The organism is Paraburkholderia atlantica (genome assembly GCF_009362785.1).
In the GTDB taxonomy this organism is placed as follows: domain Bacteria; phylum Pseudomonadota; class Gammaproteobacteria; order Burkholderiales; family Burkholderiaceae; genus Paraburkholderia; species Paraburkholderia atlantica.
The window spans coordinates 1-25247 of the sequence record NZ_WHNQ01000056.1; the positions used below are offsets into that span (position 1 = coordinate 1).

The window sequence follows — 25247 nt, forward strand, 5'->3', positions numbered from 1 at the left end:
TGACATCCGCGAAGCATGGAACTCATACAGCAGGCGGAGAGTTTCCTGAGAGCGGCGCAGCCCGGTATTCGAGCAACCCGCGTCCTCTTTTAGCAACGACATCAGGTCGGCTTGCGAAGCAAGTCAGCGGCAGGCTCATGAGACGGACCACCGTAATGCGGTACCCAACCCGCGAATATCAGCGTGATCCACCGTCGAGAGTTACTGCTACGCCGCCCTCAGGGAATTTGGAAACATCGGAAATGACAGTGAATGCAAAGTTCAAAACCGATCCCGATTGACACCGGGAGTCATATCAGAGGGGGGACGCGAATATTCGTAGACTCCTCGTTCAATGCGCACGGACCTACATGCACAGGGTTTCCAACAAGGCTGGTCCACTGGCCGAGTGGGTCCGTTCGATGCTTGCTAGGCGGCATTCCAACGTGGTCGCTTGTGCACTGGCCAACAAATTCGCGCGTATCGCGTGGGCATTGTCGGCGCACCATGCCTCGTTCACTCTAAACACCACCATGTTGAGGCCTGAGACCTCAATTTGAACCGTCCCACCTGGTTTTGCGACTGTTGAAGCTGATGACATGAACGGCACACCGGCCTGACGGACACCCTGTGGAAAATATCGGCTTACCGCAAAGCCGACGTGCTTTTTAGGACTGTCAGGCGCGAATTCATCGTGGCGCGGGGAGCGATCCCCACAACGACGCCGAATAGATTTACGCAAGCCATCCATGCATCCATTCAGCGTTGCAAAAACGGGGGCGATCATAGATTATTTTCCGTTTTCTGAAGCGCCCCCTGACGGCATACCGCTTTCGTATGTCGGTGAGAAACTCGGGCTGGCCATTGCGGATCTGCATCGCCGTGCCCGTCGCTGTCAGGGTGAGCGAATGATTTGCGTGCTCCATGTACCACCTTCTTGTGGCATACCATGTACTACATAACTTGCTGGGCAAGTCGAACGACCGGGCCTTGGGTGACCGGTTGCTTGACGGCAGCAGCGAGAAGCTGGACACGTGTCTGCGCCTGGTCGAGCGCGAGGGCGATGTTCATGGACTCGCCGAACTGGGCAACTGACTCATACGGATTGCACGAATCCCATGAAGCCAACCTTTCGCGGCGAGCAAGTGCCGGACGCCATGCAAGACCGTGTGACGAGATCACAGCGCTTACCGACAGGGCATCATTCCATTCGTCCGCGACGAAGGCCGCTAGTTCGCGGGAAATCCCGGACCTAGTTTGTACGTTCCCTGCAACGCAGCACCCTGGTACTTGATCGGGTTCGCCGCCCCTGGCTCAGACTAAAGTGCTTTTTTCCGTTTCGTGAAGCGACCCCTTCACGCTGTTCCAATTCGGAAAACCCTGACGGCTGAAATCAGCGCTTCCTGAGGCAACATTCCGCCGCCGCCGATTGGGCGCGCGCATCGATCGACCGTAGCATCAATTCATCATGCATTGTCGGGAAAATCATGGCGGGCAACACATCGCTACGCTCTCAGGTCGAAAGACTTGCCTGCTCGACGCGTGACCGGACAGCGAGCGTGCTGCTGGAACGCTCCCGCTCGGGCGAAACGTGCCGTGTGCGCATTCGGATCGAGCGGCCAACCGGGGCGCTTTCCCTCTTCTTTTTGTGGCATGTGTTTCCGCCGGACAGGCGCTGACCGGAGATGGGGATAGGCCGCAAGGCAGCCTGATCGTTCCGCAGCCAAGGGAGACTTGCATGCACGACGACGCTTTGAATACATTACCTCAATATGTGATCGAATTGCGCGCGTGGCTTAGCGACTGGTACGACCATGCGTTCAATGTGGGCTACATCCATCCGCCCTTCACGCTCGACGAAGCGATCGCGGACCGGCTTGAGGGGTACTTCAGGGCGGGCCTGACGCCAGCCGAAGGCGCGATGGCGTTCTTCGGCTCCGTGCATTGAGACGCGAGCGATGAGGTTCGAAGAGTTCGATGCCCGCCTGTCGCACCTGCTAGTCTTGTTACCCGCCGGGACGATGGCCTGGTCGCCTGGTGGAATGGCGCACGGACAATCTATGCGTGCATTGGCAAGGGCGACGACGGTAGTCACAGCGGATTACACGCACTTGAACTCGACCTTGCCGACGATTGGGGACAACTCCATGACTGGCTCGCCGCATGGATCGACGAGCCGCGCTTCAGTGCACGTCCGGATGTCGATGGTCACGGACGCTGACGCACACGAAGACACCTGCGGTCGCCGCAGTTGCTCCGTTGCCCACTGAGGCGATCGGCAAGAAAACGCCGGGTACCTGGCACCGGTCGATCGCGGCAATCGTCGCAGCGGTCTCGGCGAGCCCGGCAATTCCGTGCTAAAGATGCTTGCTCGCGAAATCGTGTGGGGTCAACCAGTGAAACATATCGTCGGCCGTTATCGCGGATTCGCTATTGAGGCGCGCATGGAGCCTCGGACGGTCCAGTTGTCTGACGGAATCGCGCCGAGATTCCGCCTCGCTTGGTCGTTGCACACACGGACGTTAAGGCTACGCTGGGACAAGCAGCGTAAATGCGGCTGAATTTGGCAAAGCGAACGTAAACTTTGCAAACCTTCATAAACGACATGTTCCGGTTCGCGTCGCGTAGGTGAGCGCTGCGCTCCGAATCCTGCGGATTGATCGACCGCCATCGCCCCGGTCAGTTGCTTCATCGTTTCTGCATTTTACCGTTGTATGTCCACGCTATAACGCATGGCAATCGTTAGCGGTGGAATTGATCAGCATTGTCTTAATTTTGAATGCAGCAACTTTGCGGCCTTCGGAAGAGTGTTATCAAGTGCTCCGACCTAGGTCACACATAAGACGGATTTTTGAATATGCGTTTCAAGGGCTTGGATCTCAATCTTCTGGTTGCGCTGGATGCGCTCATGACAGAGCGCAATCTGACGGCCGCGGCCCAATACGTCAATCTGAGCCAGCCTGCCATGAGCGCTGCCGTTGCACGGCTACGTGACTATTTCGGAGATGACCTGTTCGTCATGAGGGGCCGCGAGTTCGTCCCAACAGCGCGCGCGGCGGAACTCGTCGCACCGGTTCGGGAGGCCTTATCGCACATACAGCTTTCCATCATTTCGCGCGACGCGTTCCAGCCCAGCAAATCTCATCGCCGCTTCAAGGTCTGCCTGTCCGATTTTATGACGCTCGTCTATTTCCGGAAGGTCGTCGAACGCGTTGCGCGGGAGGCGCCCTCTGTTAGCTTCGAGTTCGTTTTCCCAGATGATGAACCCGGTGTGCTACTTCGGCGCGGCGAAGTCGATTTTCTGCTCCTGCCGGAGTTGCTGCTGGCAGATACCCATCCCAAGACAGCTCTTTTTGAGGAGAGGCTCGTTTGCGTAGGCTGTCCGACAAATAAACAGCTATCGCACCGCATTGCGCTGGAGAAGTACATGTCGATGGGACACGTAACGGTGAGGTTCGGGCGGGCGCGCAGGCCCTCGATCGAAGAGTTTTTCCTGCTCGATCTCGGTCTGAAAAGGCGCGAGGAGGTTGTCGTGCCCACGTTCAGTGTCGTCCCTTCCATCCTGTCGCGTACCGACCGTATCGCTACGCTCCCCTTGAGATTGGCCGAGCACTTTTCAGAACTAACCCCTCTGCGGATCGCAGAAGTGCCTCTGCCACTTTCTTCATTTACCGAAGCAATTCAATGGCCTTCGCTACACAATGGTGATCCTGCAAGCATCTGGATGCGCGAGATCTTACTCGAGGAGGCGCAAAACTTCGCCTAGACATCAGGTATGGACCTGCCGCACTCAAGGTACGCGGATTAAGCTTGAGGTGGGTTACACGGCGGCTCAAAGCCGCATTGAGGGTATAGGTCATGAACAAGTTTAGCAAGTACGTGGGCTTGGATGTACATCAGGAAACGATTGCCGTGGCGGGTTGCCGACACGGCTGGCGAGGTGCGGTATGTAGGCGAAATCGTGAAAACCCCTGGAGCCATTGCGAAACTAGTTACGCAGCTCAGGCGGAGGCATTGTCAGGTTAGCGAGGTGACCGGTTAGATCGTGCGATGAAGAGATCGAAATCGGTTTATCACGGCCACCGTTTTCCCACCGCAGTGATCAGTTGCGCGGTACGCTGTTATTTCCGCTTTCAGTTGAGCACTTGCGCGATATCGAGGAGTTGCTCTTTGAGCGCGGGGTGACCGTGAGCTAAGAGACGATCCGATGCTGGTGCGAGAAATTCGGCAAGAGCTTGGCGCACCGGGTGAAAGCCGCGCGGCGCAAGCCCGGTTCAACCTAGCACCTTGACGAGAGGTGCGTCACACTGCGCGCTGAACCGTATCTGCTACGGCGAGCGCCGCATCGCGCAGATGTCGGGCGGACAGCAGCAGCGCGTCGCGCTCGCACGGGCGATCGTGACGAATCCATCGGTGCTGCTGCTCGACGAGCCGCTCGGCGCGCTCGACAGGAATCTGCGCGAGAACATGCAGTTCGAACTCAAGTCGCTGCAGAGCAAGCTCGGCATCACGAGCGAGATGGTCACGCACGACCAGGAAGAAGCGCTGACGATGAGCGTCCGTGTGGTCGTGATGAATCACGGGCGCATCCTGCAATCGGGCACGCCGAACGAAGTGTATGACCGGCCGCGCACTGGCTTCGTCGCGGAGTTTCTCGGCGCGGCCAATATCCTGCCGTTTTCGGTCGTGCGCGCCGAACGCAACTGGCTCGATATTGCGATCCGCGACGCACGCGGCGACGTGCGCTCCGCTGCGACGCCTACGTGTCGCGTCGCGCATGCGCTGAACCGCCCGCTCGCGGCGGGCGCGAGCGGCGAAGTCGCGGTGCGGCCGGAAAAGCTGCGCGTCGGCGACCCGCGTCCCGACGATATCCGCTTCGATGGGGTCGTCGCCGCGCGGGTGTTCCGCGGCTCGCAGCACGCGTACCGCATCGATGCGCCCTCGCTCGGGCAGACCGTCAGCGTCTATCAGCAGGCTGCGTGCACAGCGGCCCTCGACGCGGGTCATCCGATGAGTGTGTCGATTGGCCCCGACGATCTTGTCGTTCTCGAGCGCGAACCCGGCGAAGGGGACGCCCGATGAGCACGCTCGCCACGCTGCCGCACGCGAGCCACCGCACGCGTCGATGGATGTCGCCGTACGCGATGCTGTGCGCGCCGGCGCTCCTCGTGCTGGCGACCTTCTTCGGCATGCCGCTCTACGAAAACGCGATGCGCAGCGTCGGCATCTCGGCGATTCAGGGCACCCATTCCGCCTTCATGTTCGCGTACTACCACAAGCTGTTCACCGATCCGTACTACGTGGGCATCATGATCGAAACGCTGAGGGTCAGCGTGCTGACGACGCTGTGGTGTCTGGTGATCGGCTACCCCGTCGCGTGGTTCATGGTGCGGCGTGCGGGGCGCTTCGCGAGCCCGCTGATGTTCGTGCTCATCATGCCGCTTCTCACGTCGCATCATGCGCACGTTCGGCTGGAACGTGCTGCGCGCGCGCCACGGTCTCATCAACGACACGCTGCTCGCGCTGGGGATCATCGAGCGGCCGCTGCGCATGACGCGAAGCCCCGTGATCGTCTATGTCGGCAACGTGCACGTGATGGTGTCGTTCATGGTGCTGTCGATCATCCCGTGCTGCGCTCGGTCGATCAGCGTCTGGAAGAGTCGGCGCGCGTGCTCGGCGCCGGCGCGTTACGCGCGTTCGTGGTGGTGACGCTGCCGCTGTCGGTCGAGGGGATCATCACCGGGTGTCTGATCGTTTTCATGATCGTCAACGGCAGTTTCATCTGTGCGCTACTGCTGGGCGGCGGCAGTATCGTGACGCTGCCGCTTCTGATCTTCCAGCAGTTCAGCCAGTCGCAGGACATGGGACTCGCGAGCGCGACGGGCAATCTGCTGCTGATCATCGTGCTGATCTGCCTGTATGCGCAGGGACGATTGATCGGCCGGGGCAAGGCGGCAGGTCGATGAGCACGCTCACCCAGCTCCCGACTGTTCGAAAAGCTCGGCAACGGCGCGCTGGCGTTGTATATCGCGCTATTCGTCGTGTTCCTGCTGGCGCCGATCGTGATCCTCGTGCTGGCGTCGTTCACACTGACGAATCGGTCGCGGTGCCGGTCGGCGGACTGTCGCTACGCTGGTATCGGCGTTTCATCGAATACAAGCCGTTCACCGATTCGCTGATCACGAGCCTGCTGCTGGCCGGCGCATCGACCGCGCTCGCGATCATGCTCGCGGTGCCGGCCGCCCTCGGGCTTGCGAACACGCGCTCACGCATCGGTCATGCGGCGACGCCGGTCCTGCTGTCGCCGATCGCGGTGCCGCCGCTGGTGGTCGAGCTGTCGTCGCTGTACTACCTGTCGGAGCTCGGCATCGGCAATTCGTTCGCCGCGTTGCTGATCACGCACACGTGAGTGTCAGTGCCGTATGTACTGCGCACGACGATCGCCGCATGCAAGAACCTGAACCCCGGTTTCGGCGAAGCGGGGTCGGTGCTGGGCGCAAGCATCTGGCGACGCTTCTGGCACGTGACCTTGCCGCTGATCTCGCCGGGTGTCTTCGCCGGCGCGCTGTTCTCGGTGCTGATTTCGCTCGACAACCTCGGCGTGTCCTACTTTTTCGGCAGCGCCAACACAACGACGCTGCCTGTCGTCATGCTGTCGTATTTGCAAAACCAGTTCGATCCTTCCATCGCCGCGATCAGTACGTGCAGATGCTGATACCAATCGTGTTTCTCCTGGCGGTCGAGAAGATCTACGGCTTACGGTCGATGAACCGCTAGGCGTGCGCGCAGTGGCGTGCGACCTTCTCGTTGCTTCGGCCGCCCGACCTGAGCAGTCAGGTCTCGCTAACTGGTGCTAACCACGTGCATCCCGGCGCGACTGCAACCCGGCTTGGTGATCTTTTTGTCAGTTGGGCCTTGCGGCGAAGCCCGAACATGGTGGTATGGGGGTCTTGACCGTTAGTTGCACTATTGACAGAAAAGACAAACAATGAAAATGGGCAAAGCGATGTGGTTCCGCGCGCCACCAATCGCCCTGACTGACCGACGCACCCGACGGAGGCGACACCATGCGATTGCGCCGCATCCCCGCGCGACGTTCTCCCATGCATGGCAGAGGACTGTTCGCGCTGCAACCGCTCGCCACGAGCTACAGCGTCATCGAGTACAAGGGGGAATTGACCAGTTGGCCGCGCACCGCCCTTCGTCAACGCTCGGAGACTGGGCACATGTTCGCGTTCGGTCTGTAGGCGTGTGATCGACGGCAACCGGGGTGGCAACAGCGCCCGCTTTCTGAATCACACCTGCTCCGCCAACTTCAACGTCGACAGTGATGCCACGTTGCCGTTGGTTGTACTCAGGCCGGCGGACAGCGAATTGGCCGCGCTCTGTGCGGTACAGTGATGAAATGGGTTATAGTCAGACAAATCAACGGTCGGAAGCCACCCGTGAACCGTACTCATGTCTGGTCGTGCCCCGCTGCGGGCCGGCTTTCGGTGGAGCGCTCCTGTGTCGGCGCACTGAACGTTCACTGTCACTCGCGGAGTGTGCGGCGGACGCGGCCTTTCTCGTCTCCGAAAAGGGTGCAATTGAGTACGCCAGCGCAGGAGCATTTGCAATGATGGCGCCCGGCGCCCTCGCACGGCGGCGCGACGTCGTGTCGCTCGTCGAGGGTCAGCAGCGCGCCCCGCTTCCGGGACGCGATTCGCCGCGCCCGCACGGGCCAACTGGCGGAAATAATGGTGGCGTTCCGCGCGAAAAATGGCGGCAGGGTGCCGTTTCAGGCGAAGGTGTTTCGGGCCGTCGACTCGCACAAACTTTGGATAGTCGGGCTTGACCTGTCGAAAACGGACAAGCTGGCTAAGTACGAGCCGCAGGGCGCGGTGGCCGAGCAGGAAGCCTTGGCGGCGGCGTACCGGAACGGCGAGTTCATGGTGTACTACCAACCCTTGGTGAGCCCCGACGGCGAGCTTAAGGGTTGCGAGGCGCTAATGCGGTGGCGGCAGCCCAGCGGCACCTTTGTTTGCCGGTAGACTTCGTTCCAGTGGCTGAGCGCAGTGGCTTTATCATTGAGCTGGGTGCGTTCACGTTACGCGAAGCACTCGCGCAGTTGCAGCAATTCGAAAAGGCAGGGCTGGACAAACTCTTCATGAGCGTGAACGTCAGTCCACGCCAGCTCGAGCACGATGATGTCGAAGACATCCTCGCGCGCGCTCGCCGAAACGGGTGTGCATCCCGGGCGGCTCTCACTGGAATTGACTGAAGGCGCGATGGTGCTAGATGTCGAGGAGACCCAGCGTATTCTGCACCGGATTGTGGCCACGGGGGTCGCATCGCGTTGGATGACTACGGCACCGGCTTTGCGAACATGACGTACCTGACGTCCTTCCCAATATCGACGGTCAAGCTGGACCGTTCGTTCGTCCAGGCAATTGAGGTCGACCAGACTTCGCGAGTCGTGGTCAAAACGTTGGTCGGAGCGGCCAAGACACTCAACCTTCGTCTGGTTGCTGAAGGCGTTGAGACCGCCTCGGTGGCGCACGCTTTGAAGGACATGGGCATCGACTACTTGCAGGGCTACCTCTATGGCAAAGCCATGCCCGCAGCGGCCCTAATTGCTCGCTTCAGAGCACTGGCGTCTCGCATTCAGTTGTGAATCGGGCACAGCGGCAGTTAATTTAGTCCTTGAGGTAGCTGGCTAAATTCCTCCTCACCCTGCCGATGTCTGCGCGAACATGTAGTTGACTTTGATATCACTAACACCTCAGGAACTCTTCGTGGGTCAGGCCAAAGTCAATAACGTAACGACCTAATATAATAGCAACAGTTCAAAGATTATTCCAACGCGATCATAATCGGTCTTCCTCACTGCAACGACGCATTGGATGCATCCATTGTTTCATTAAGTCAAAGTTTAGACCCGTTCCGTCCGGGAAAACGCAAGGTGATGGATAACGAATTTTTACCTGCGGTTTTTAGGTTAATCCGAGGATCTCGTCGGTGGATAATACAGATTCGTTTGCTGACAGATTTGGCGAGTACGCTCGACCTCGCGTACTGGAAGCGGCGCAAGCGCCGAAAATTGAATTGGACAAGACTCGTCGCGTGCTTGAGCCAGTTGTGTCACCACTTCATCTCCCGTTGACATCCGCTTACACCGCGTCCCAATCGGGGGGATGGTCATACAGGGCTATCTTTGGGCAATTGAGACGCCTTTGGATTGGCCTCGCCACCTCCCTGTGATCGTCACCTTCTATGAGCCGCTGCATCCGGGCCTCCATGCTAAAGGGATCAATTGGGTTCAGATGGCCGGCGCATTTTCCCGCGTGCTTGCCCGTTTGAGAGCGTACGGGAAGATTGATCTGAAGCAACACGTACGCGAAAAGCGTTGGCAAATTTACCTTTTAGCATCGTTCTCCGCCGTGCCAGGTTACAGTGCTTTCATCAAGGTTCAGGTGCCCAATAAACGCTTCTAAAAGTACGTTTTCGCCAATAGAAAAAGAAGGCGGCTCAATAGCTTTAATTTGACTATAAACGGGCATCTTAAATCCGTCTCTTTCTGCATTTGCATGGAGGAAATATGGATCGCCTGCAATTGCCCTGTGCGTCGCCTAACCCCGGTGCAATCCCGGAACGCGCCCCCATTTTCACCAATACCCCCGAGTGCGCCGCCACTTCTCAAATGACCGCGTTCACCGCAGCCTTGCAGGCGCACACGGGCCAGATCTTCGACAGCTACGAAACGCTGCACGATTTCTCGGTACGGGCATATCGAACGTTCTGGCAAGTCTTCGTGCAATGGTCTGAAGGTCTTGACTGGTCCGGCAGTCTCGAACCCGTGTGCGTCGGCGACGAATGCGAGCACGCACAGTTCTTCCCGGAACTCGAACTGAATTACGCCGACAACCTCTTGAGCTTGTCGGTAGCAAGGGCCGAGGCACCTGCGCTGACAGCCTGTCACGCCGATGGCCGGCGAGTGCATCTGACTCGCGGTGAGCTGCGCGATCGCGTATCGCGTCTCGCGCATGCACTCACGGAATTGGGACTGCGCCAGGGGGATCGCGTAGTGTGTGTGATGCGCAACGACGCTGAAGCGGTCGTCACTGCGCTGGCGGTCACCGCGCTCGGTGCAACGCTGTCGACGGCCGCACCGGAGATGGGTGTCGAGACGCTCCTCGATCGTTTCACACCGCTCTCGCCGCGCCTGCTGTTCGCGCACGCAGCGGCGCAGACTTTCGACACGGGCGTACCGGTCGCGACCAAGATCGGCGAGCTGGCGGCTGCTTTGCCGTCGCTGGAATGTATTGTCCGTCTCGACGATGGCGCCCTACCAGATGCGGTCAAGCAACGAATCTATTCGCTCGATGAACTGGTCGAGCACAGCGACGCCGCATCGTTCGAATGGCGGCGCTTCCCGTTTAACCACCCGCTTTTTGTCATGTTCTCGTCGGGCACCACCGGGAAGCCCAAGTGCATCGTGCACGGTGCGGGCGGCACTTTGCTGGAACATCTGAAGGAGCATCGGCTGCATAGCGATCTGCGGCCCGGCGACCGGATGTACTTCCATACCACCTGCGCATGGATGATGTGGAACTGGCAGTTGTCGGCGCTTGCGTCCGGCGTCGAAATCGTCACCTATGATGGCCCGATCTCGACGGTCGATACGCTATGGCGCCTTGTTGCCGACGAGCGCGCCACGGTGTTCGGCACAAGTCCCGCTTATCTGAAGATGAGCGAAGACGCTGGGCTGATGCCAGGGCGGCAGCTCAATCTAAGCGCCCTGCGCGCGATGATGTCGACGGCCGCAGTGCTGTTCGACCCACAGTTCACCTGGGTGCGTGATCACGTGAAGCCGCTGCCTTTGCAGTCGATTTCGGGCGGCACGGACATCATCGGCTGCTTTGTGCTAGGCAATCCCAACCTGCCGGTCTACGCAGGCGAAGCCCAATGCAAGAGTCTTGCGCTTGACGTTCAGGCCCGCTCGCAGGGCGAGTCCGTCGACGGGATCGGCGAACTGGTGTGCGCGAACCCGTTTCCGTCACGTCCACTCGGCTTCTTCGGCGACACGGACGGCACAGTCTTTCACGCCGCGTATTTCGCGAGCAATCCGGGCGTCTGGACTCACGGCGATCTGATCGAGTTTTCGCCGCAAGGCACTGCGAGATTGCATGGCCGCACCGATGGCGTCCTGAACGTGCGCGGCGTCAACGTCGGGCCGGTCGAGATCTATCGCGTACTGGATGACATCGAGGAAATCCGCGACGCGATGGTCGTTCAGCAGTCGTTGCGCAATATGACGGTTGGCTCTTCGAACGCAGCCCCAACGGATCAGCGTACGGTGTTGATGCTCGTGCTGCGCGAAGGCTTCCAGCTGAACGCAGCGCTGGCCGCCCGTGTGCGCCGCGACCTTGCACGTCGCGCATCTCCGGCGCACGTGCCCGACCGCATCATCGCCGTCGATGCGTTGCCGGTTACGCACAATGGCAAGCCGTCGGAAGCGGCCGCACGCAACGCGATCAGCGGCCTGCCGGTGCGCAACACGGCGGCGCTGCGCAATCCCGAGTGTCTGGACGCGATTCGGCGTCACCCGGCGCTGAACTCGGCAACGCGCGAACTGGCGCCGGTGGGCCAGTCCCGGGAGGATCTCGAACGGCACTTGCAGTCGCATTGGGAAAGACTGTTCGACATAGCTCCGATCGGTCGCGACGACAACTTCTTCCAACTAGGTGGCAATTCGTTGCTGGCGGCGAGATTACTTGCCAGTGTGAATGAGTCGACGGGGCGCACGCTGCCGCTCGCGACACTATTCATCGCACCGACCATTGCGCGCCTCGCCGCGGCAATCGATGAGCCCGGAGTGCCGCAGTCTTCGCCGACGGTCGTACCGATACGAGCAGGCACGGGTACACCGCTCTTCCTGGTACACGGGGTGAGCGGCACCGTCATGGAATGCTCGGCGCTCATCGCGGCGATGCAGACGCCGCGCCCGATGTTCGGGCTGCAGGCACGAGGCCTCGACGGCGAGCAGCCGGCACAACGGCGCGTTCACGAAATCGCGGCCAGCTACATCGGACAGATGCGCAGCGTGCAGCCGACGGGACCCTACGCGGTGGCGGGCTACTCGTTCGGCGGATTGATTGCGGTCGAGATTGCGCAACAGCTAAGCCGCGCCGGCGAGCAAATGGAATTGCTGTGCCTGATCGATACCTATGCGCACGAGCGTTGCCTCCCGTGGCGGGCCTGGCTGCGGCACAACCGTGACTTCCTCGGCTGGCACTGGCGCAGGCTGCGCGCCGTCCCCAAGGCGCAACTTACGCACTACGTGAAGGACAGACTCGCGAATGTCGTAGATTATTTGCGCATGCGCAATGGACGCATGGCACACCGCCCAAATAGCCACAACGCGATGATGCCGCCGGCACTACGGACGGTGCGCGAGACGTTGCGGGTAGCGATGACGACGTATCGGCCAAGGCCCTATCACGCTGGACCGATCGTCTATGTGCACGCGACGTCCACGCTGTCGTACCGTAACAATCAGTTGACGCTGTGGCAGCACGTCGCTCGCGGCGGGCTGGATGTCGTCGATGTGTCTTGCGACCACTTCGAGATGATCGCCGAGCCGAATGTGCAGGTCGTGGCCGCGGCGTTGGATCGGCGCTTGGCCAGCAGCGACAAATCGCGATCCGGGTTTCCTCCGTTCGGAGGCGTCGCGTGCGCCTAGGCGATCGCTGGTCGCGATCCGCCGCGTGGCAGAGCGCGACCAGCACCAACCGTTTTCATCCGCGTTAACCAGATACCGGAAAGAGCGCTGCCTACGCTGTTTGATCCGATGACACGAGCGATCCTTCACAATCTAGCGGGGACTGCGACAGGCATGGGCCTTGGCCTCTACACTGCCGCTGCATTGCCAAGGCCCATCCCAGAACAATAGATGTTAAATCAACCGGGCACGGGACGAGTTTCAGCGTCTGTATCCCGAGTTCGCTTTCGATTTCAGGTTAGCCTGTTTATCGCTAGGCGCTTGAGGACAGCTCGGCGGACTGATGACCGCCCCTCACGCGAAAGTAGCCATCGTGGTGACACGAGTTCGGACGGCGGTTGGGGGTAAGTAGCCGCCAGATCTGTCCGACGCCCAAGCACTTGGCCTTTCCTCTCACGCCATACATCGAGGCAGAAATCATAGACGCCGCCGGGTGATGCCGGCGCCCTTGTTTTGCGCTAGCTGTCGGACTTTTTTCACTATCTCGCGCTTCCGGGGCGACTGTTGGATCGGGTGTTGGATGGAAACCCCGGAATATTTCCGAAATCCCTGAAAATACCCACTCACCAAGGTTCGAGACCGGAGCCCGTCTTTGCAGCAGCGACGCCATCGAAACGGGCGACCGGGTGTTCATTCACGCTCGCGTCCCTATCGAACCGGCGGCGAGCTTCTTGTCGACTACGCTCTATCAGTCGACGAGGCAGCCGCCGACGACACCCAGATGCTGTACGCAATGTCATTGCCGCGCGTCGGGATGCCGTCGAACTATGCTGGGCAGCAATGCTGCGTCGGCATGTCCTGCTGCAACGCAGACAGTCCGATGCGCGAATTCTCCGGCGTCTGATACAGACACAGCGCGCGCTGATATCTGAACATCGCGCCTTGGCGGCATAGATGGGTGCCCGATTGCGATCGTTTTCGCATTGCAGATCGATGCGCGGCCAAGGCCAAGGTAGATTCGTTGAACCCACCCATGCTCATCGTTGCGGTCCCGAAGCTCGCTTCCGGCTCGTATACCGTCCCTATATGGGCAGGCTGGCATCCGATGCGAACATTGCCTCTCGTCTATAATTCACCAGCCAAAACATCAACGATCGCACGGAGCCACATTTTATGGGTCAACCCCGCGGACGATTTGCGGGACCTCGGGACAGCGGACAACGCCAACCTCGCCACGCGAAAAAGTCTCCGTCCAACCGGCCGGGACAACCATACTTGAAGGCGCCTCCTCGAGACTCCACTCAGACTGCGTCAATCTTCAAAACACGGTCGTTCCAGTTTCTCGTCGATGCGGTGGGTGCAGAGAATATCGCGCTCGGACTCGACTCGAACATGACGCGAGTTGCTGAATTGATGAAGGGTGAAAGATTCACGCCCGAGACCGCTTTTCATATGGAAACCACGCTTGGACTGCCGCATGGTTTCTTTGACCAGCCCCATCCTGCCCTCGCGCCCGAAACCATCGCCCGTCTGAAGTCACCGCTCGACTTTATCAAAACAGACAGCGAACCCGAGGTTGCGTCTCAAACGCGCATACCGGCTTCCGCCCCGAACGGCGGCCAACAATCCATTCTTGCAGACAACCTGTCCGAGGAAACGGAAATGCCAAAAAAAGCAACGGGCGGGTCGCCAGTGACCGTCAAAAAGAGTCGAGGCCAGTTGACCAGACCGACAGGCGCCCATGCGGCAGGAAAACGCTCATCATCGAAACCCAGAGCCTCTTCTCAAGCGACCCGGCAGCAACCGCTGGCGTTAAACGACAGCGCCACGCTTGAAAACATTCGACGGCAGAACCTCCAGGTTCTCACGGGTCGCAACGGCTCCAAGGCGCGCCTCGGTGTCGTCATGTCGATGACTAAGTCCAATACCGCCCATCGGCTATATGGCAAGAAGCGCATGGACGATGCCGAGGCGAACCGTTTCACGGAGCGTCTTGGTTTGCCGACTGGCTGGCTGGACACACCGCGCTCGGAAATGGAAATTCCCGAGTCGGTGTTACGTTTGCTGACCCCTGCTTCGCGCAGTCGGGGATCCGTTGCACAACAGGTGTCGGTCGAGCCTGCGACGAAGAAAGGTGCGCCAGGCAAACCCGCATATCCGAAGGCGCACACGCGACGCGCGCGGACGGGCGTCCCGGTCGAGCCGGAAAATGTCTCGCCAGCTTCAGCGGACGTCGCAGATGAGAACACGGCAATCGTCGTCGGTCCGCATGATCATATAAGCGATGCGCATGCCGAGGCCGCCGGTCCCTCTTCTGAAGGAAATGACGGCGAGCTGCCTACAGTCATATCGGCAACCCCTGAGGCACTTGAGCCCGCCGCAATCTCCCAGCAAAACCTCGTCCCACTCCCCGCTTCGGTCACCAGCCTGGAAAATCTCCACGGCATCGCGCCAATCGCGGAAGCATTGATCAAGACGTTGGCAGGAAAGGCGCGCACAGGACGGCTGGACGAATTGGAGGCTCTGGAACTTTTGCAGCAGGCAGTCCTGTTGTGAGTCGGCGCTAGCGGACGATGACCCACTGTCCCGCGGAGCCCGACGCGCATCGGGCCCGCCCTGACCCAGAGGTATCGGACCGCAACTATCCGGTCGACAATTGACTGCTCAAGCCCCCCTTCGAAACGGCACAAGCCTCCAATGCACGCGTCAGCGCCTTAATCGTCGAGAAATGGTCGTAGCTTGGCGGTGCGGTTCGGATGCGTCAGTTTTCGCATCGCCTTGCTTTCGATCTGCCGGATCCGTTCGCGCGTCAAGTCAAACTGTTTGCCCAGTTCCTCAAGCGTACAGTCAGATGCGGTATCGATCCCGAAACGCATCCGCAACACCTTCGCTTCACGCGGCGACAATGCGTCGAGCGCCGTATTGATCGCGGCGCGCAGATTCGCCTGCACGGCCGCATCGGCGGGCGACGTCGCCGTCGGATCTTCGATCATATCGCCAAGTGTCGCATCAGCATCGTCACCCACTGGCGTCTCAAGCGATAAGGGCTGCCTCCCAATCTTCAACATGGCGCGAACCTTCTCTTCCGATAATTCCATGTGCTGCGCCAACACCGCAGGATGAGCCTCGCGTCCGGTTTGTTGCAGGATCTCACGGGAAATCCGGTTCAGCTTGTTGATCGACTCCATCATGTGAACAGGAATCCGGATCGTGCGAGCCTGATCCGCAAGCGAACGCGTGACTGCCTGCCGCACCCACCAGGTCGCATAAGTTGAAAATTTCCAGCCGCGTCGGTATTCGAATTTGTCGACGGCTTTCATCAGGCCGATATTTCCTTCCTGGATGAGATCCAGGAGGTGCATGCCGCGGTTCACATATTTTTTCGCAATGGAGATCACGAGGCGCAGGTTGGCCTCGATCATCTCGCGCTTTGCCTGCCGCATCTTCGACTCCGCCGCCATCATCTGCCGGTTGATCTTCTTCAACTGCTGCAACGGCAGCCCCACCTTCGTTTCGATATCGAGAAGCTTCCGCTGTTCAGCCTGAATCGCCGGCAGACTACGTTCGAGGGCGGCGCCGTACTCGCGCGACGCTGCCGCCGTGCTTTCAGTCCACGCGAGATCAGTTTCGCGTCCCGGAAACGACTCGACGAACTTCTCGCGCGGCATGCCGCATCGATCAACAGCAATTTGCAGAATATGGCGCTCGACTGCGCGCACCTGTGCGACCTGCTGTTGCACATCGTTACATAGCCGATCGATCGTTCGCGCCGTGAAGCGAATGGGCGCCAACTCGCGCTGGATCGCTTCACGCAGGTCCGCGCCAGCTCCCCGCCCCATACCCTGCACAGCATGGGAACCAGAAATCTGCTCGAACAGCTCGCGCACCCGGGCAAAAATAACGAGGCTGTCGCTCGTGAGCTGTTTCAGGCGCGCTTCGTTCGCCCTCGCCGTGTCCCGGTCTTCAATCTCGCTTTGCTTATCGCCGTCGTCGTCATCGTCAGCTGTGGCCTGCTCGGTGTGCGGCGCTTCAGCGAAATCCGTCGACGACTGTTCGACCGATTCGGTTTCCTCATTGATTCCGTCAATCAGTTCGTCGATGCGCAGTTCACCGGCTTCAATCTGCTTCGCGCTCAGAAGGAGCGCGGAGACGGTAACCGGGCACGCAGCAATCGTCCGGATCATTTCCTGGAGGCCGCCTTCGATTCGCTTCGCAATCTCGATCTCACCCGCGCGAGTCAACAATCCGGTCGCGCCCATTTCACGCATATACATGCGGAAGGGATCGGTCGTACGCCCGAATTCCGAATCGACGGTGGAAAGCGCCACTTCCGCCTCCTCGTCGGCCTGGTCATCCAACATGGTTGCCGGCGCCGCATCGTTCATAAGCAGCACCTCCGCTGAAGGCGCCTGTTCGTAGACCGCGACGCCCATGTCATTGAAGGTGCTGACAATGGTTTCAATGGCAGCGGTCTGCGCGAAGTTGTCCGGCAGGTGATCGTTGATTTCGGCATGAGTCAGGTAGCCGCGCTTCTTTCCGAGCTGAATGAGTGCGCGCATCTGACGCTGCTGCTCTTCGTCCGGCGACACTGTATCCACCGGCAGCAGGCCTGCGGTTGCCTTGCTCTTCGATGCGCGCCGGGCCGACGCTTTCGGCGCTGATGCAGCTGTATCTGGACCTGAATTGCACGGATCAACCTTTGCCATACATTCTCCTGAAGGGGTTTGCCCGGCGATCGCGAAACCAGCGGTTGCCGGCTGCGGGGCAGGCACGAGATGAAGGATCGCAACGGGCAATGAACACGGCCCGCAGAACCAGCGTGCGATAGGGAAGCGCAAAACGCGGCGCACGAGGAGGAAAGGCTAGCAATGTAACACCATCTGCTGCACCGCACCAATCCCGCGAATTGTTCGGCTGGCACGGACCGCGATCAAATGAGGACCCGGCGGACCTGCCTGAGGTAGGCTAATGCCGGAAAGCGCGCGATCGAGCACCACGGGCATCTCCCGGTTGCCCCGCGTATGACTTACCCGGCGCTTCGATTATGATATCCATCCGACGATCTTGAGCATCTGCGGAACTGGCGATGAAGCCGATCAAATTGCGAGTATCGCGCGACGAAGCGGGCAACCTGCTGGACGATTTGACTGCATGGGCGAGCACCAGCGGCATTGACCTAGGGCTTTCCACCTTCAGTACGCCCCATACCTTGTCGAGCACGAATTCGCCCGTTGTCTATCATGTCTATGTGGGCGAGAGCTTTTTCGAGCAGTTCCCGGAGTGGCGCATGTTCATCGAGCAGTAACCGGCCACCCCGGCTATGCAAAACCGGCGACAACGCCCAAAGATTTAGAGACAACTTCGTGTAAGTCGCAATCTTTTCAATTCATTTGACGACAGCGGCCAGCAAAGTGGGAACACCGCAGCGGCGTTTGCGCCGCGCTTCGATATCGGCAGCGGCCGGCCGTTCAACACGGAAGTCGATGCCTTGACGGGCGAATTCAGCGCGGCGCGCCGAGTCGTTGACCGCATATGCAGCGTCCGTTCTATCCGGCAAGCGGCCGGTTCAGCTCAAAACGAACAACTGGTTGCGGAGTAGCGTCGTGTGCTGCGCGCTTCGCGGCGTCGTAAGCCGACATCATCCAGCCCTAGAAGCGGTGCCGGATGCCCGTGCCGACGAGCAACTGGTTTTGACTGCTTGACGGATCGTTGGTGTTGATCACGGTAGGCGCGCCCAATGACGCGTGCTGATAGATCGTTTCCGCGTACACGTCCGTACGCTTCGACAGTTGATAGACGGCCTGCAGCGCGCCCTGGTGCCAATGCGCCGAAGAAGCGTCGGAGAACACGTACATACCCGCTAGCGAGAGGGCGGGCGAAGCTTGCCAGACCGCGCTGATCTCGTAGTTACTGAACCCGATCGACGGCAAAACGCTGCCGCTGTCCGCATCGGCAACGCCTGTGTAGATCGAACGCGACCACGCCCCTGCCAGAGTCACATCGCCGAGCGCATAACTCGCGCCGGCGGCGACCGCATCCTGCTTTTGAACACTGGCGTCGATCACTGTCTGACCGCTGCCGGGCAATGCCGATGGCGAGTAGGCACCGACCTCGTTGAGGCCGCGTCCGTTGTTGTGCATCCATGCGACACCGGCATTGAATGGGCCATTGCCGTAGTTCGCAGCAATGCCGTATGCACGGTTCTGCGCGAACCGGCCTGCAGTGCTGGAGAATGCATACATGCCGCCGAAGCTGAACCCGTTCAGAGAGGCGCTTGCATATTTGACGGAGTTCGCGGCGAGGTAGGAGTTGTTGGCATTGTCGTTGTCAAACGGATGCGCGAGCGCGGTACCGCCGGTTCCCCCTGTCAGCGTGAACGGCGCGAAATAGTCGTGAATCAGGTCGTATTGGTGGCCGAGGGTCAGCGTCCCGAGGGTCTCGGATTGAAGTCCCACGTACATCGGATGATCGTTGAATCCTTCGCCCGAGGTCACCGAGTAGCCTCGCTCCATGCGAAAAAGTGCTCGGGCTCCGCCGCCCAGATCTTCGGCACCTTGCAACCCCCAGAAACTGCCATCTATCAATCCCGACGTCGCGCGATATTGCGCATGTCCATCCACGTTGCTGACGTAGGCGAGGCCCGCATCGAGTGCACCGTATAACGTGACGCTTTGGGCTGAGCAGGTAGAACTGAGGGGCGCTAGCAATGCGCCGGCCAACGAGCAGTAGTGAAGTTGATTCATGATCAAATCGAAGGAGTAGTGGGGCGGAAAATACCGAACGCACCAATGCGCTCAAAGCACACGGGTGCCACGCGAGATTGCCGGTAAAGTGCCGACGGATCGAAGCCAGTCAGATCGGCAGATCGATTGACGGAGGGATCCGGATGATGTTGCCAGCCGCAAAGGCTGGCGCAAGGAGGTGACTGTGACGTTCATGTGCGGCTCCGTGGGGTTTCGCACCCCGGTTTGTCCGATACAGGAACGAAAAGAGATCTGACTCCTGCCACAGGCAGGAGAATGCCAGGACAGACACAGTGACGCGACCGCGCTGCCCCCTTTTCGCTCGATGGAAAAATGTAGTTATCATTTGGTCACTAACGGCGATGCACACTGTCGACGGAACAACAGAAGAATCGCGGGATCCCAAGTTTCGGTGATCGTAGTGCCTGCCGTTGGATATGACAATCAGGCACTGACCAGCGAGGATTCCCGCGCTCCAACGGAATGGCCGATGAGCCGCTGTGATGTGCCGCGGCAGCAGTTGAGAACGACTATTCCACTCGAATATCCCCACCTTTGCAACGCAGGCTACTCGATCGGCAGTTGAGGGGCGAGATCGTGTGGAAACTCCCTTTTTCACGGTTAATGCTGGACAGCAACTGGCCGGCTCTTCGTCATTGCCTGCATTCCTCTATGTTGCAAACTGCCATGTAGATATGCATCACAAAAACGCGCAATAAGACATTCAATGCTACGTTTTTCTGCGGAAAGTGACCACTGCTTAGGTGATAACAATGGCCTATTTTTTCGAATAGACTGCATTTTCTGATCCCCAATAAATCGCTGTCGTAATTTATACCTCAATAGCAGGGGCGATATCAAATAAAGACAATTTATGCCTTTAGGAAAATCTTTGATGGGGATCTCAAGCCCCCCCCGACTTCACAAGCGTTATGAATGGTATGCGAGAGTCGTGTAGTAGGAGCCGTTTTCCGCCGCCCCGGAAGCATCGCGAAGAGGTGCCTGAGCAATTCAGACAGCCGGATACTGAGAGCGGCAGGAGCCTAAGCCAGCAATTAGTGCAGGCAATGGAACCTCGAAGATCATGGAAAAGGACCGCCAAGACTGCAAAGACGTGGATGCGGGACGTACGGATACCTTTGGTTTTCCTCATGCCTCGAAAGACAAGCTCGCGCCACGATCTCTCAGCACCGACCTCCATGATGAGCAGCATCGGCATCAATATATTTGATGCCCCTTCCTTCTAGTGATTGCGCAGAGAATTTCGTAAGATACGTAACGTGCGGCGGCCAGTGCGGCGAGGGCAAATAAATTACGGTGTATTAACGTGTTCCAATATGGAGTGCCTATGAAAAATATGAAGCGAGTGCTATGTGGTGGCCTGCTGTCCATTGCTCTAATGGGGGTGGCGGCGCAGGCGACTGAGGTTCCGATCCAAATGTACTCAATTCCAAGTCCTGCGGACCCTTTCGATACTTCTACCTACTACTGCGGGCCCAGCGGGGAAAATGGGCATGGGAGTCACGCCGCGGAGCAAAGCGACTGGTCATTGAGCTTCGCATAATGCCTACGAGAAACTAGGTAATGACAAAATGAAGTCCCACATTCCTCAGCGGCGCGAGGTGAAATGTGACATTGGCCGATGTCCGAAGCGAAGGTGCGCTGGCCAAACTGACTCACCAAGTCGATGTTTATCTTAGCGAGATTGATGAGGCTGGAGCCAGCAGTCCTCGGCGGACGTGTTCTGCATGACCCGCGCATTTACGCAGTGCTTCTATCGAGTTGGCTCATAACAATCCGCGGAATGTTGAACATTCAGGCTTCCGGTGGAAATCGAGGTGTAGGAATTGCAGGGACTTACTGGCAAGTTTCTGGTTCCTCGAGGACTACCGGGGAACGCAGTGCGGATTTTGAGGAAGAAATATTTCTCGTCGCGCTACCCGTAAGCGCGACGTTTAATGACCTTGATGGTGTTGTTGATGTCCTCGACAACGCTGGTATTGAACGGACGCCGGCAACGGGCCGCCAAGCCCTGCCAATAGCCTTGCAGACGCTGGGCGAACAATGTCAGAGCGGCAATCCCGCTTTGCCGGGCTTGCTTGAACCACCGCTCGTAGGCCTTTTGTGCCGAGGCGGGTTTGCGGCAGAAGCACAGCTGTTTCAGTTCGTCGCGCAGTGCGTAGACGCATAACAGCACCGGGCCTCAGGACCTTTGATTTTTTGAATCTTTTCGGACCCAACCGCCATTTTTTGCACCAAAGGTATGTTTCCCCCGAACGGGGGTGCTGGAGCGCTGTGCCTACCTTCGTCGTCAAGGTAAGCCGCTGCGTGGGGACTAAATGCAACAACGCCGATAAAAGTGGCAAAAATCCATGTCCCTGAGGAGCGAGACATGCAGACGAACCCGAACGAACTGGTCTGCTGAACCCAGGCCCCCGAGATGGGCCCCGACGGCGCCCCGGCCGGCATGGTGCCGACGAAGGCGAGCCGGAGGCCTGAAATGGGCCTCGCGAACCACCACTTTCCCCGATCCCGACATCCCTGAGAGGACTCGATCCCTGATGAAAACCTTACCACTGCAAAAGCGTGTGGCATCCCTCGCAATGGGCATCGCCACGACCTTCGCATCCTCGGTCGCCACGGCGCAAACCCCGGACGTCGTGCAGCCTCGCAATCCCGACCGCGCCGTCCTGCCGGTCATCTCTGGCTCGAAGGTCAGCGTTCCCTCTGGATCATGCAGCGTAGGGGCGGTGTTGGTGCCCAAGAGCATCCTCCACAGACTGACGCCTTACCAACGTGCCACACGATGGCTCGTGCTTGCCAAGCACTGCGCGCCGATGTACGCGACCATCCAGGTGGGTACCGTTGCCATCGGCAACGTCGTGTGGCAGTCGGCTACCTCGGACATCGAGCTTGTGCGGGTATCGCCCAAGCCGAATCCGAGGTCCTTGCAATGCGCCTCCACCTCTCACAGCGCAGCCTTCTGCAGCCCGGTCCAGACTTATACGCCCCTTGCGAATAACCAGGTCTTCATGCCGCGCGCCGGGCAGGAAGCGCGCCTTGCTGTTACCGGGTGGTCGGACGCGCCGTATGAACGGTTCTGCACAAGCGGTTGGCGCACCGGAGTCCGCTGCGTGTGGCAAGGCATGTCTCTCGAGGAGGGAGTTTGGAGACCGAATTATGAGCACATCAATGCCGCGCACTCGTCCGAGCTCAGCAGCATTGACAACGGCGACTCCGGCGGACCGGTCGTCACCTACGAACGGCAACTGATCGGGATCATCTCCTCCGGCGAGCCTGTCGGCCGTTCCATCGTCTACTACACGCCAATGCAACAGGTGCTGTACGAGCTTTACAGCTACAACTTCGCCCCGGCCGACCTACCCACCGATGTCGGCGAGGTCAATCCGCTATCCCGCAACGGTGAAAACGCCGGTTGGGAACTGGCGCCGACCGACGACGAGTGAGGTGCCCGGTCGCGGCCCACTGCCCGATGAAGCCGAGCGGGCGCCGTTCATGACGTCGGCCGTGTCGTCCGCATTCCGTGTGGGTAGTGGGAGTAGCTTTTCAGTCAGCAAAGCGCCGCCTCCGTGCGGCGCTTTGCTATGTGGTTGAGTCGCCCCTACAAAAACCCAGCAGTCCCTTACAGAACAAGGTAAGCCGCTGCGCGGCAACTAGAACCGTCGGTATGCGAAGGCCGACGCCGCTGGCAAGCGCGCCGTTGCCCGCGAGCGGGGGATGGTAGAGTCGGAGGTGTCGCGGGGAGGTACTGATCATCAGAACCGTCAGTCCGATCAAACAGCTGCTGCAGACCGGCGAGGCCTGGTGGCGGTATTTCAAAATGCATGAGCATGAGATCCGCTCGGCGGTGGTGGACAACGTGGTGCGCCTGCTGGCTTGCGGACTGGAAGTAATGGGCTACGCGAGCCACTGCTGCTCGAACGGAGCCTGCCCGCATCGCAAGAAGGTGTGCTTCAGCTGCAAGAGCCGGTTCTGCCCCACGTGCGGCAAGAAGGCGACGGACCAATGGATCGCCACGCAAACGGCGAGGCCGCCGCAAACGCGCTGGCAGCACATCAGGCTGACGATGCCCTCGGCGCTGGGGGAGGTATTCAGGCTGAACCGCGCGCTGCTGAAGGCGCCCAGCCCGCAAACTGAACTGCACCCCAAAAGTTGGACACGGATCCAACCTTTGGGGTGTTTTTCACGGCGCTGCACACGTTCGGGCGCGACCTGCAATGGAACGTGCATGTCCATCTGAGCGTGACCTGCGGGGGCTTAACGCCCGACGGCGAGCAGTGGAAGTCGATGTATTTCGTGAAGGCACAGGTCATGCCGATGTGGCGCTACGGAATCGTCGATCTGTTGCGGCATCTACGACGCGCTGGTTCCGCCGCAGGAGCTGAAAACGTAGTGCCCGACAAAAGTGGCGTGGAGCCGCTGGCTGGATCGTCACTACGGCGAGCCATGGATCGTCCATTTTGCGCCATCGTCGGACAGCCATATCCGCAACGTGAACTACCCTGGCCGGTATATCAAACGCCCGCCGCTGTCGCAGTAGAGGCTGAAGCATTACGACGGCTTTCCACCGTGGGAGTTGGTCAATCAGCAGACGCAGCGTTGGATTCAGGCAAGCTGTTTCGGGGCCATGCTGAGCGACCTGCGTTCCATCATCCGGGTTGCTCAGGATCGTCGAGGTCAACCAAGCGCGTGCATACGGCGGTGGACAGGTTGAAGCAATTACTCGCGGTACGTGTGCGCTGGGCAAGGAACAGGCGCGCGCGCAGGTCAGAGAGATGGCGCGGCAGGTTCAGCAGGCAACGGGCCAGACGCTCAAGGTGGCGTTTGCCGACCACGGATACACTGGCGAAGAGCCCGCGCAAGCGGCACTGGACGAAGGCATTGAGCTTAAGTCATCAAGCTGCCGGAGGGCAAAACCGGCTTTGTGCTGGTGCGCGCTGCTGGGTGGTCGAGCGCAGCTTCGGCTGGCTCAACCGTTTCCGTCGTCTGGCAAGCGACTAGCAGCGGTTGCCTGCAACCCTGGCTGGTTAGCACTTCTCCGTATTCTCCCGCGCTTATTCTCGTGCACTTTCCAGCCCTTAACAAAACGGTGATGGTCGGACGCCCACGCTAATACAGCAATTGCCAATACGATAAGCACTGTCTGCATAAGATGACCTCTTAACCGGTTATCGCGGAGATCGATGTGTATCCTCTTTGAACAAACGTTGTCCGGTATCGAACTGAAGTAAGAGCTTTCACATTGCACCGGAAGTCGACGTTCCCAAGTGGTGTACGTTCTCAACTTCCATCCTCAATTCTCGGGAATAGAGAGATTGGTCTTTCTTTCCCGAGCCCCCAAAAACGTGAACCGCCAAAAACAAAACTCCTATCGTACGTTGGGTCGCTACGAACATCGCATTCACCATACGGTCCAAAGTGGCGTTGCGACGGAGGATAATGCAGCCCGCCGATGTCACGTGATAGCAATTCTCCTTTTGTGATCGCTCAGTGACCTTCGATTTTCGGCCTCTGTTGAATTTCCAGTGGGTGGTATCGTCCCGGTTTCTGCATAATCAAGACGAAGGCAGGTCATGCACAGCAAGCTGTTCGAAGCCGCATTGGGTGTAAGTGATCCGTGGTTCGTGAGCGGCGTCGATTTCGACGCGGCCACCAAGCTGCTGACGATCCAGATCGACTTCACTGCCGGAAGCCGCTTCGCGCATCCTGAGGTGGCCGGCGCGCATCCCGTGCATGACACTATCGTCAAGCGTTACCGGCACCTGAACTTTTTCCAGCATGACTGCTACCTCGAAGTGCGCACG

General features: G+C 59.2%; 18 protein-coding genes and 9 pseudogenes. 24 read left to right on the plus strand and 3 right to left on the minus strand.

From position 1 onward, the window contains the following. Positions 1–296 precede the first annotated feature (296 nt). The 17 genes and pseudogenes from GCT19_RS37095 to GCT19_RS37190 form a co-directional block, all read left to right on the plus strand. Positions 297–539, plus strand: a pseudogene (locus tag GCT19_RS37095) (hypothetical protein); the annotation flags it as partial. 364 nt (positions 540–903) lie between these two features. Next, on the plus strand, positions 904–1074 hold the full coding sequence (locus GCT19_RS43865; protein WP_018436446.1) for a hypothetical protein: 171 nt from the start codon (positions 904–906) through the stop codon (positions 1072–1074). A 392-nt stretch (positions 1075–1466) separates the two neighbouring features. Beyond that, positions 1467–1658, plus strand: coding sequence for a hypothetical protein (locus GCT19_RS43870; protein ID WP_084598394.1), 192 nt, complete (start codon positions 1467–1469; stop codon positions 1656–1658). Positions 1659–1717: 59 nt separating this feature from the next. Further along, positions 1718–1927, plus strand: coding sequence for a hypothetical protein (locus GCT19_RS37110; RefSeq protein ID WP_018436447.1), 210 nt, complete (start codon positions 1718–1720; stop codon positions 1925–1927). A 909-nt stretch (positions 1928–2836) separates the two neighbouring features. Beyond that, the gene (locus tag GCT19_RS37125; protein ID WP_018436449.1) at positions 2837–3745 is read left to right on the plus strand and encodes a LysR family transcriptional regulator; all 909 of its coding nucleotides are present in this window, start codon (positions 2837–2839) and stop codon (positions 3743–3745) included. Positions 3746–3837: 92 nt separating this feature from the next. Beyond that, positions 3838–4006, plus strand: a pseudogene (locus GCT19_RS45125) (IS110 family transposase); the annotation flags it as partial. Between the two features lie 23 nt (positions 4007–4029). After that, positions 4030–4326, plus strand: a pseudogene (locus GCT19_RS43875) (IS6 family transposase); the annotation flags it as partial. Positions 4327–4332: 6 nt separating this feature from the next. Beyond that, on the plus strand, positions 4333–5061 hold the full coding sequence (locus GCT19_RS44685; RefSeq protein WP_018436450.1) for an ABC transporter ATP-binding protein: 729 nt from the start codon (positions 4333–4335) through the stop codon (positions 5059–5061). Beyond that, on the plus strand, positions 5058–5945 hold the full coding sequence (locus tag GCT19_RS37145; protein WP_217709413.1) for an ABC transporter permease: 888 nt from the start codon (positions 5058–5060) through the stop codon (positions 5943–5945). Before GCT19_RS44685 ends, GCT19_RS37145 begins: the two co-directional genes overlap by 4 nt. 140 nt (positions 5946–6085) lie before the next feature. Further along, on the plus strand, positions 6086–6388 hold the full coding sequence (locus GCT19_RS43890; RefSeq protein ID WP_018436451.1) for an ABC transporter permease: 303 nt from the start codon (positions 6086–6088) through the stop codon (positions 6386–6388). A gap of 6 nt (positions 6389–6394) precedes the next feature. Beyond that, the gene (locus tag GCT19_RS43895; protein WP_321576933.1) at positions 6395–6694 is read left to right on the plus strand and encodes an ABC transporter permease; all 300 of its coding nucleotides are present in this window, start codon (positions 6395–6397) and stop codon (positions 6692–6694) included. Positions 6695–7046: 352 nt separating this feature from the next. After that, a pseudogene (locus GCT19_RS43900) lies at positions 7047–7293 on the plus strand (SET domain-containing protein-lysine N-methyltransferase); the annotation flags it as partial. Between the two features lie 422 nt (positions 7294–7715). Beyond that, positions 7716–8009, plus strand: a complete 294-nt coding sequence (locus GCT19_RS37160; RefSeq protein ID WP_152854708.1) for an EAL domain-containing protein — start codon at positions 7716–7718, stop codon at positions 8007–8009. A gap of 11 nt (positions 8010–8020) precedes the next feature. Next, positions 8021–8632: pseudogene (locus tag GCT19_RS43905) on the plus strand (EAL domain-containing protein). Positions 8633–9215: 583 nt separating this feature from the next. After that, the gene (locus tag GCT19_RS37175; RefSeq protein WP_152854712.1) at positions 9216–9452 is read left to right on the plus strand and encodes a hypothetical protein; all 237 of its coding nucleotides are present in this window, start codon (positions 9216–9218) and stop codon (positions 9450–9452) included. Positions 9453–9556: 104 nt separating this feature from the next. Then, positions 9557–12700, plus strand: coding sequence for an acetoacetate--CoA ligase (locus GCT19_RS37180; RefSeq protein WP_051106763.1), 3144 nt, complete (start codon positions 9557–9559; stop codon positions 12698–12700). Positions 12701–13954: 1254 nt separating this feature from the next. After that, positions 13955–15235 carry a hypothetical protein gene (locus GCT19_RS37190; protein WP_018436458.1) on the plus strand — a complete coding sequence of 427 codons (1281 nt, stop codon included), beginning with the start codon at positions 13955–13957 and terminating at the stop codon, positions 15233–15235. A 158-nt stretch (positions 15236–15393) separates the two neighbouring features. On the opposite strand, the gene rpoD is transcribed toward GCT19_RS37190, so the two are convergent. Then, entirely contained in the window at positions 15394–17385 is a 1992-nt protein-coding gene (gene rpoD / locus GCT19_RS37195; RefSeq protein WP_018436459.1) for an RNA polymerase sigma factor RpoD, read from the minus strand. A gap of 380 nt (positions 17386–17765) precedes the next feature. Here rpoD and GCT19_RS37200 point away from each other — a divergent pair, with 380 nt between their 5' ends. Further along, positions 17766–17984: a hypothetical protein gene (locus GCT19_RS37200; protein ID WP_018436460.1), complete on the plus strand. Its 219-nt coding sequence runs from the start codon at positions 17766–17768 to the stop codon at positions 17982–17984. Positions 17985–18327: 343 nt separating this feature from the next. Here GCT19_RS37200 and GCT19_RS37205 read toward each other — a convergent pair whose 3' ends face one another. Continuing rightward, positions 18328–19422, minus strand: coding sequence for a porin (locus tag GCT19_RS37205; RefSeq protein WP_026228891.1), 1095 nt, complete (start codon positions 19420–19422; stop codon positions 18328–18330). Between the two features lie 1084 nt (positions 19423–20506). Between GCT19_RS37205 and GCT19_RS43030 the strand changes: the two genes are divergently transcribed. Next, a complete protein-coding gene (locus GCT19_RS43030) occupies positions 20507–20653 on the plus strand; it encodes a hypothetical protein (RefSeq protein ID WP_193727498.1) in 147 nt (48 codons plus the stop codon). Between the two features lie 705 nt (positions 20654–21358). Here GCT19_RS43030 and GCT19_RS37215 read toward each other — a convergent pair. Next, positions 21359–21616, minus strand: a pseudogene (locus GCT19_RS37215) (transposase); the annotation flags it as partial. Between the two features lie 367 nt (positions 21617–21983). Between GCT19_RS37215 and GCT19_RS37220 the strand changes: the two are divergent. The 5 genes and pseudogenes from GCT19_RS37220 to GCT19_RS37245 all read left to right on the plus strand — a co-directional run. After that, complete coding sequence (locus tag GCT19_RS37220; RefSeq protein ID WP_018436464.1) at positions 21984–22889, plus strand: trypsin-like serine protease; 906 nt, start codon at positions 21984–21986, stop codon at positions 22887–22889. A gap of 374 nt (positions 22890–23263) precedes the next feature. Further along, entirely contained in the window at positions 23264–23683 is a 420-nt protein-coding gene (locus GCT19_RS44920; protein ID WP_152854714.1) for a transposase zinc-binding domain-containing protein, read from the plus strand. Then, a pseudogene (locus GCT19_RS44925) lies at positions 23668–23760 on the plus strand (transposase); the annotation flags it as partial. The gene GCT19_RS44920 and the pseudogene GCT19_RS44925, both read left to right, overlap by 16 nt. 244 nt (positions 23761–24004) lie before the next feature. Further along, a pseudogene (locus tag GCT19_RS43915) lies at positions 24005–24441 on the plus strand (transposase); the annotation flags it as partial. A gap of 575 nt (positions 24442–25016) precedes the next feature. Next, a pseudogene (locus GCT19_RS37245) lies at positions 25017–25247 on the plus strand (ISL3 family transposase); the annotation flags it as partial.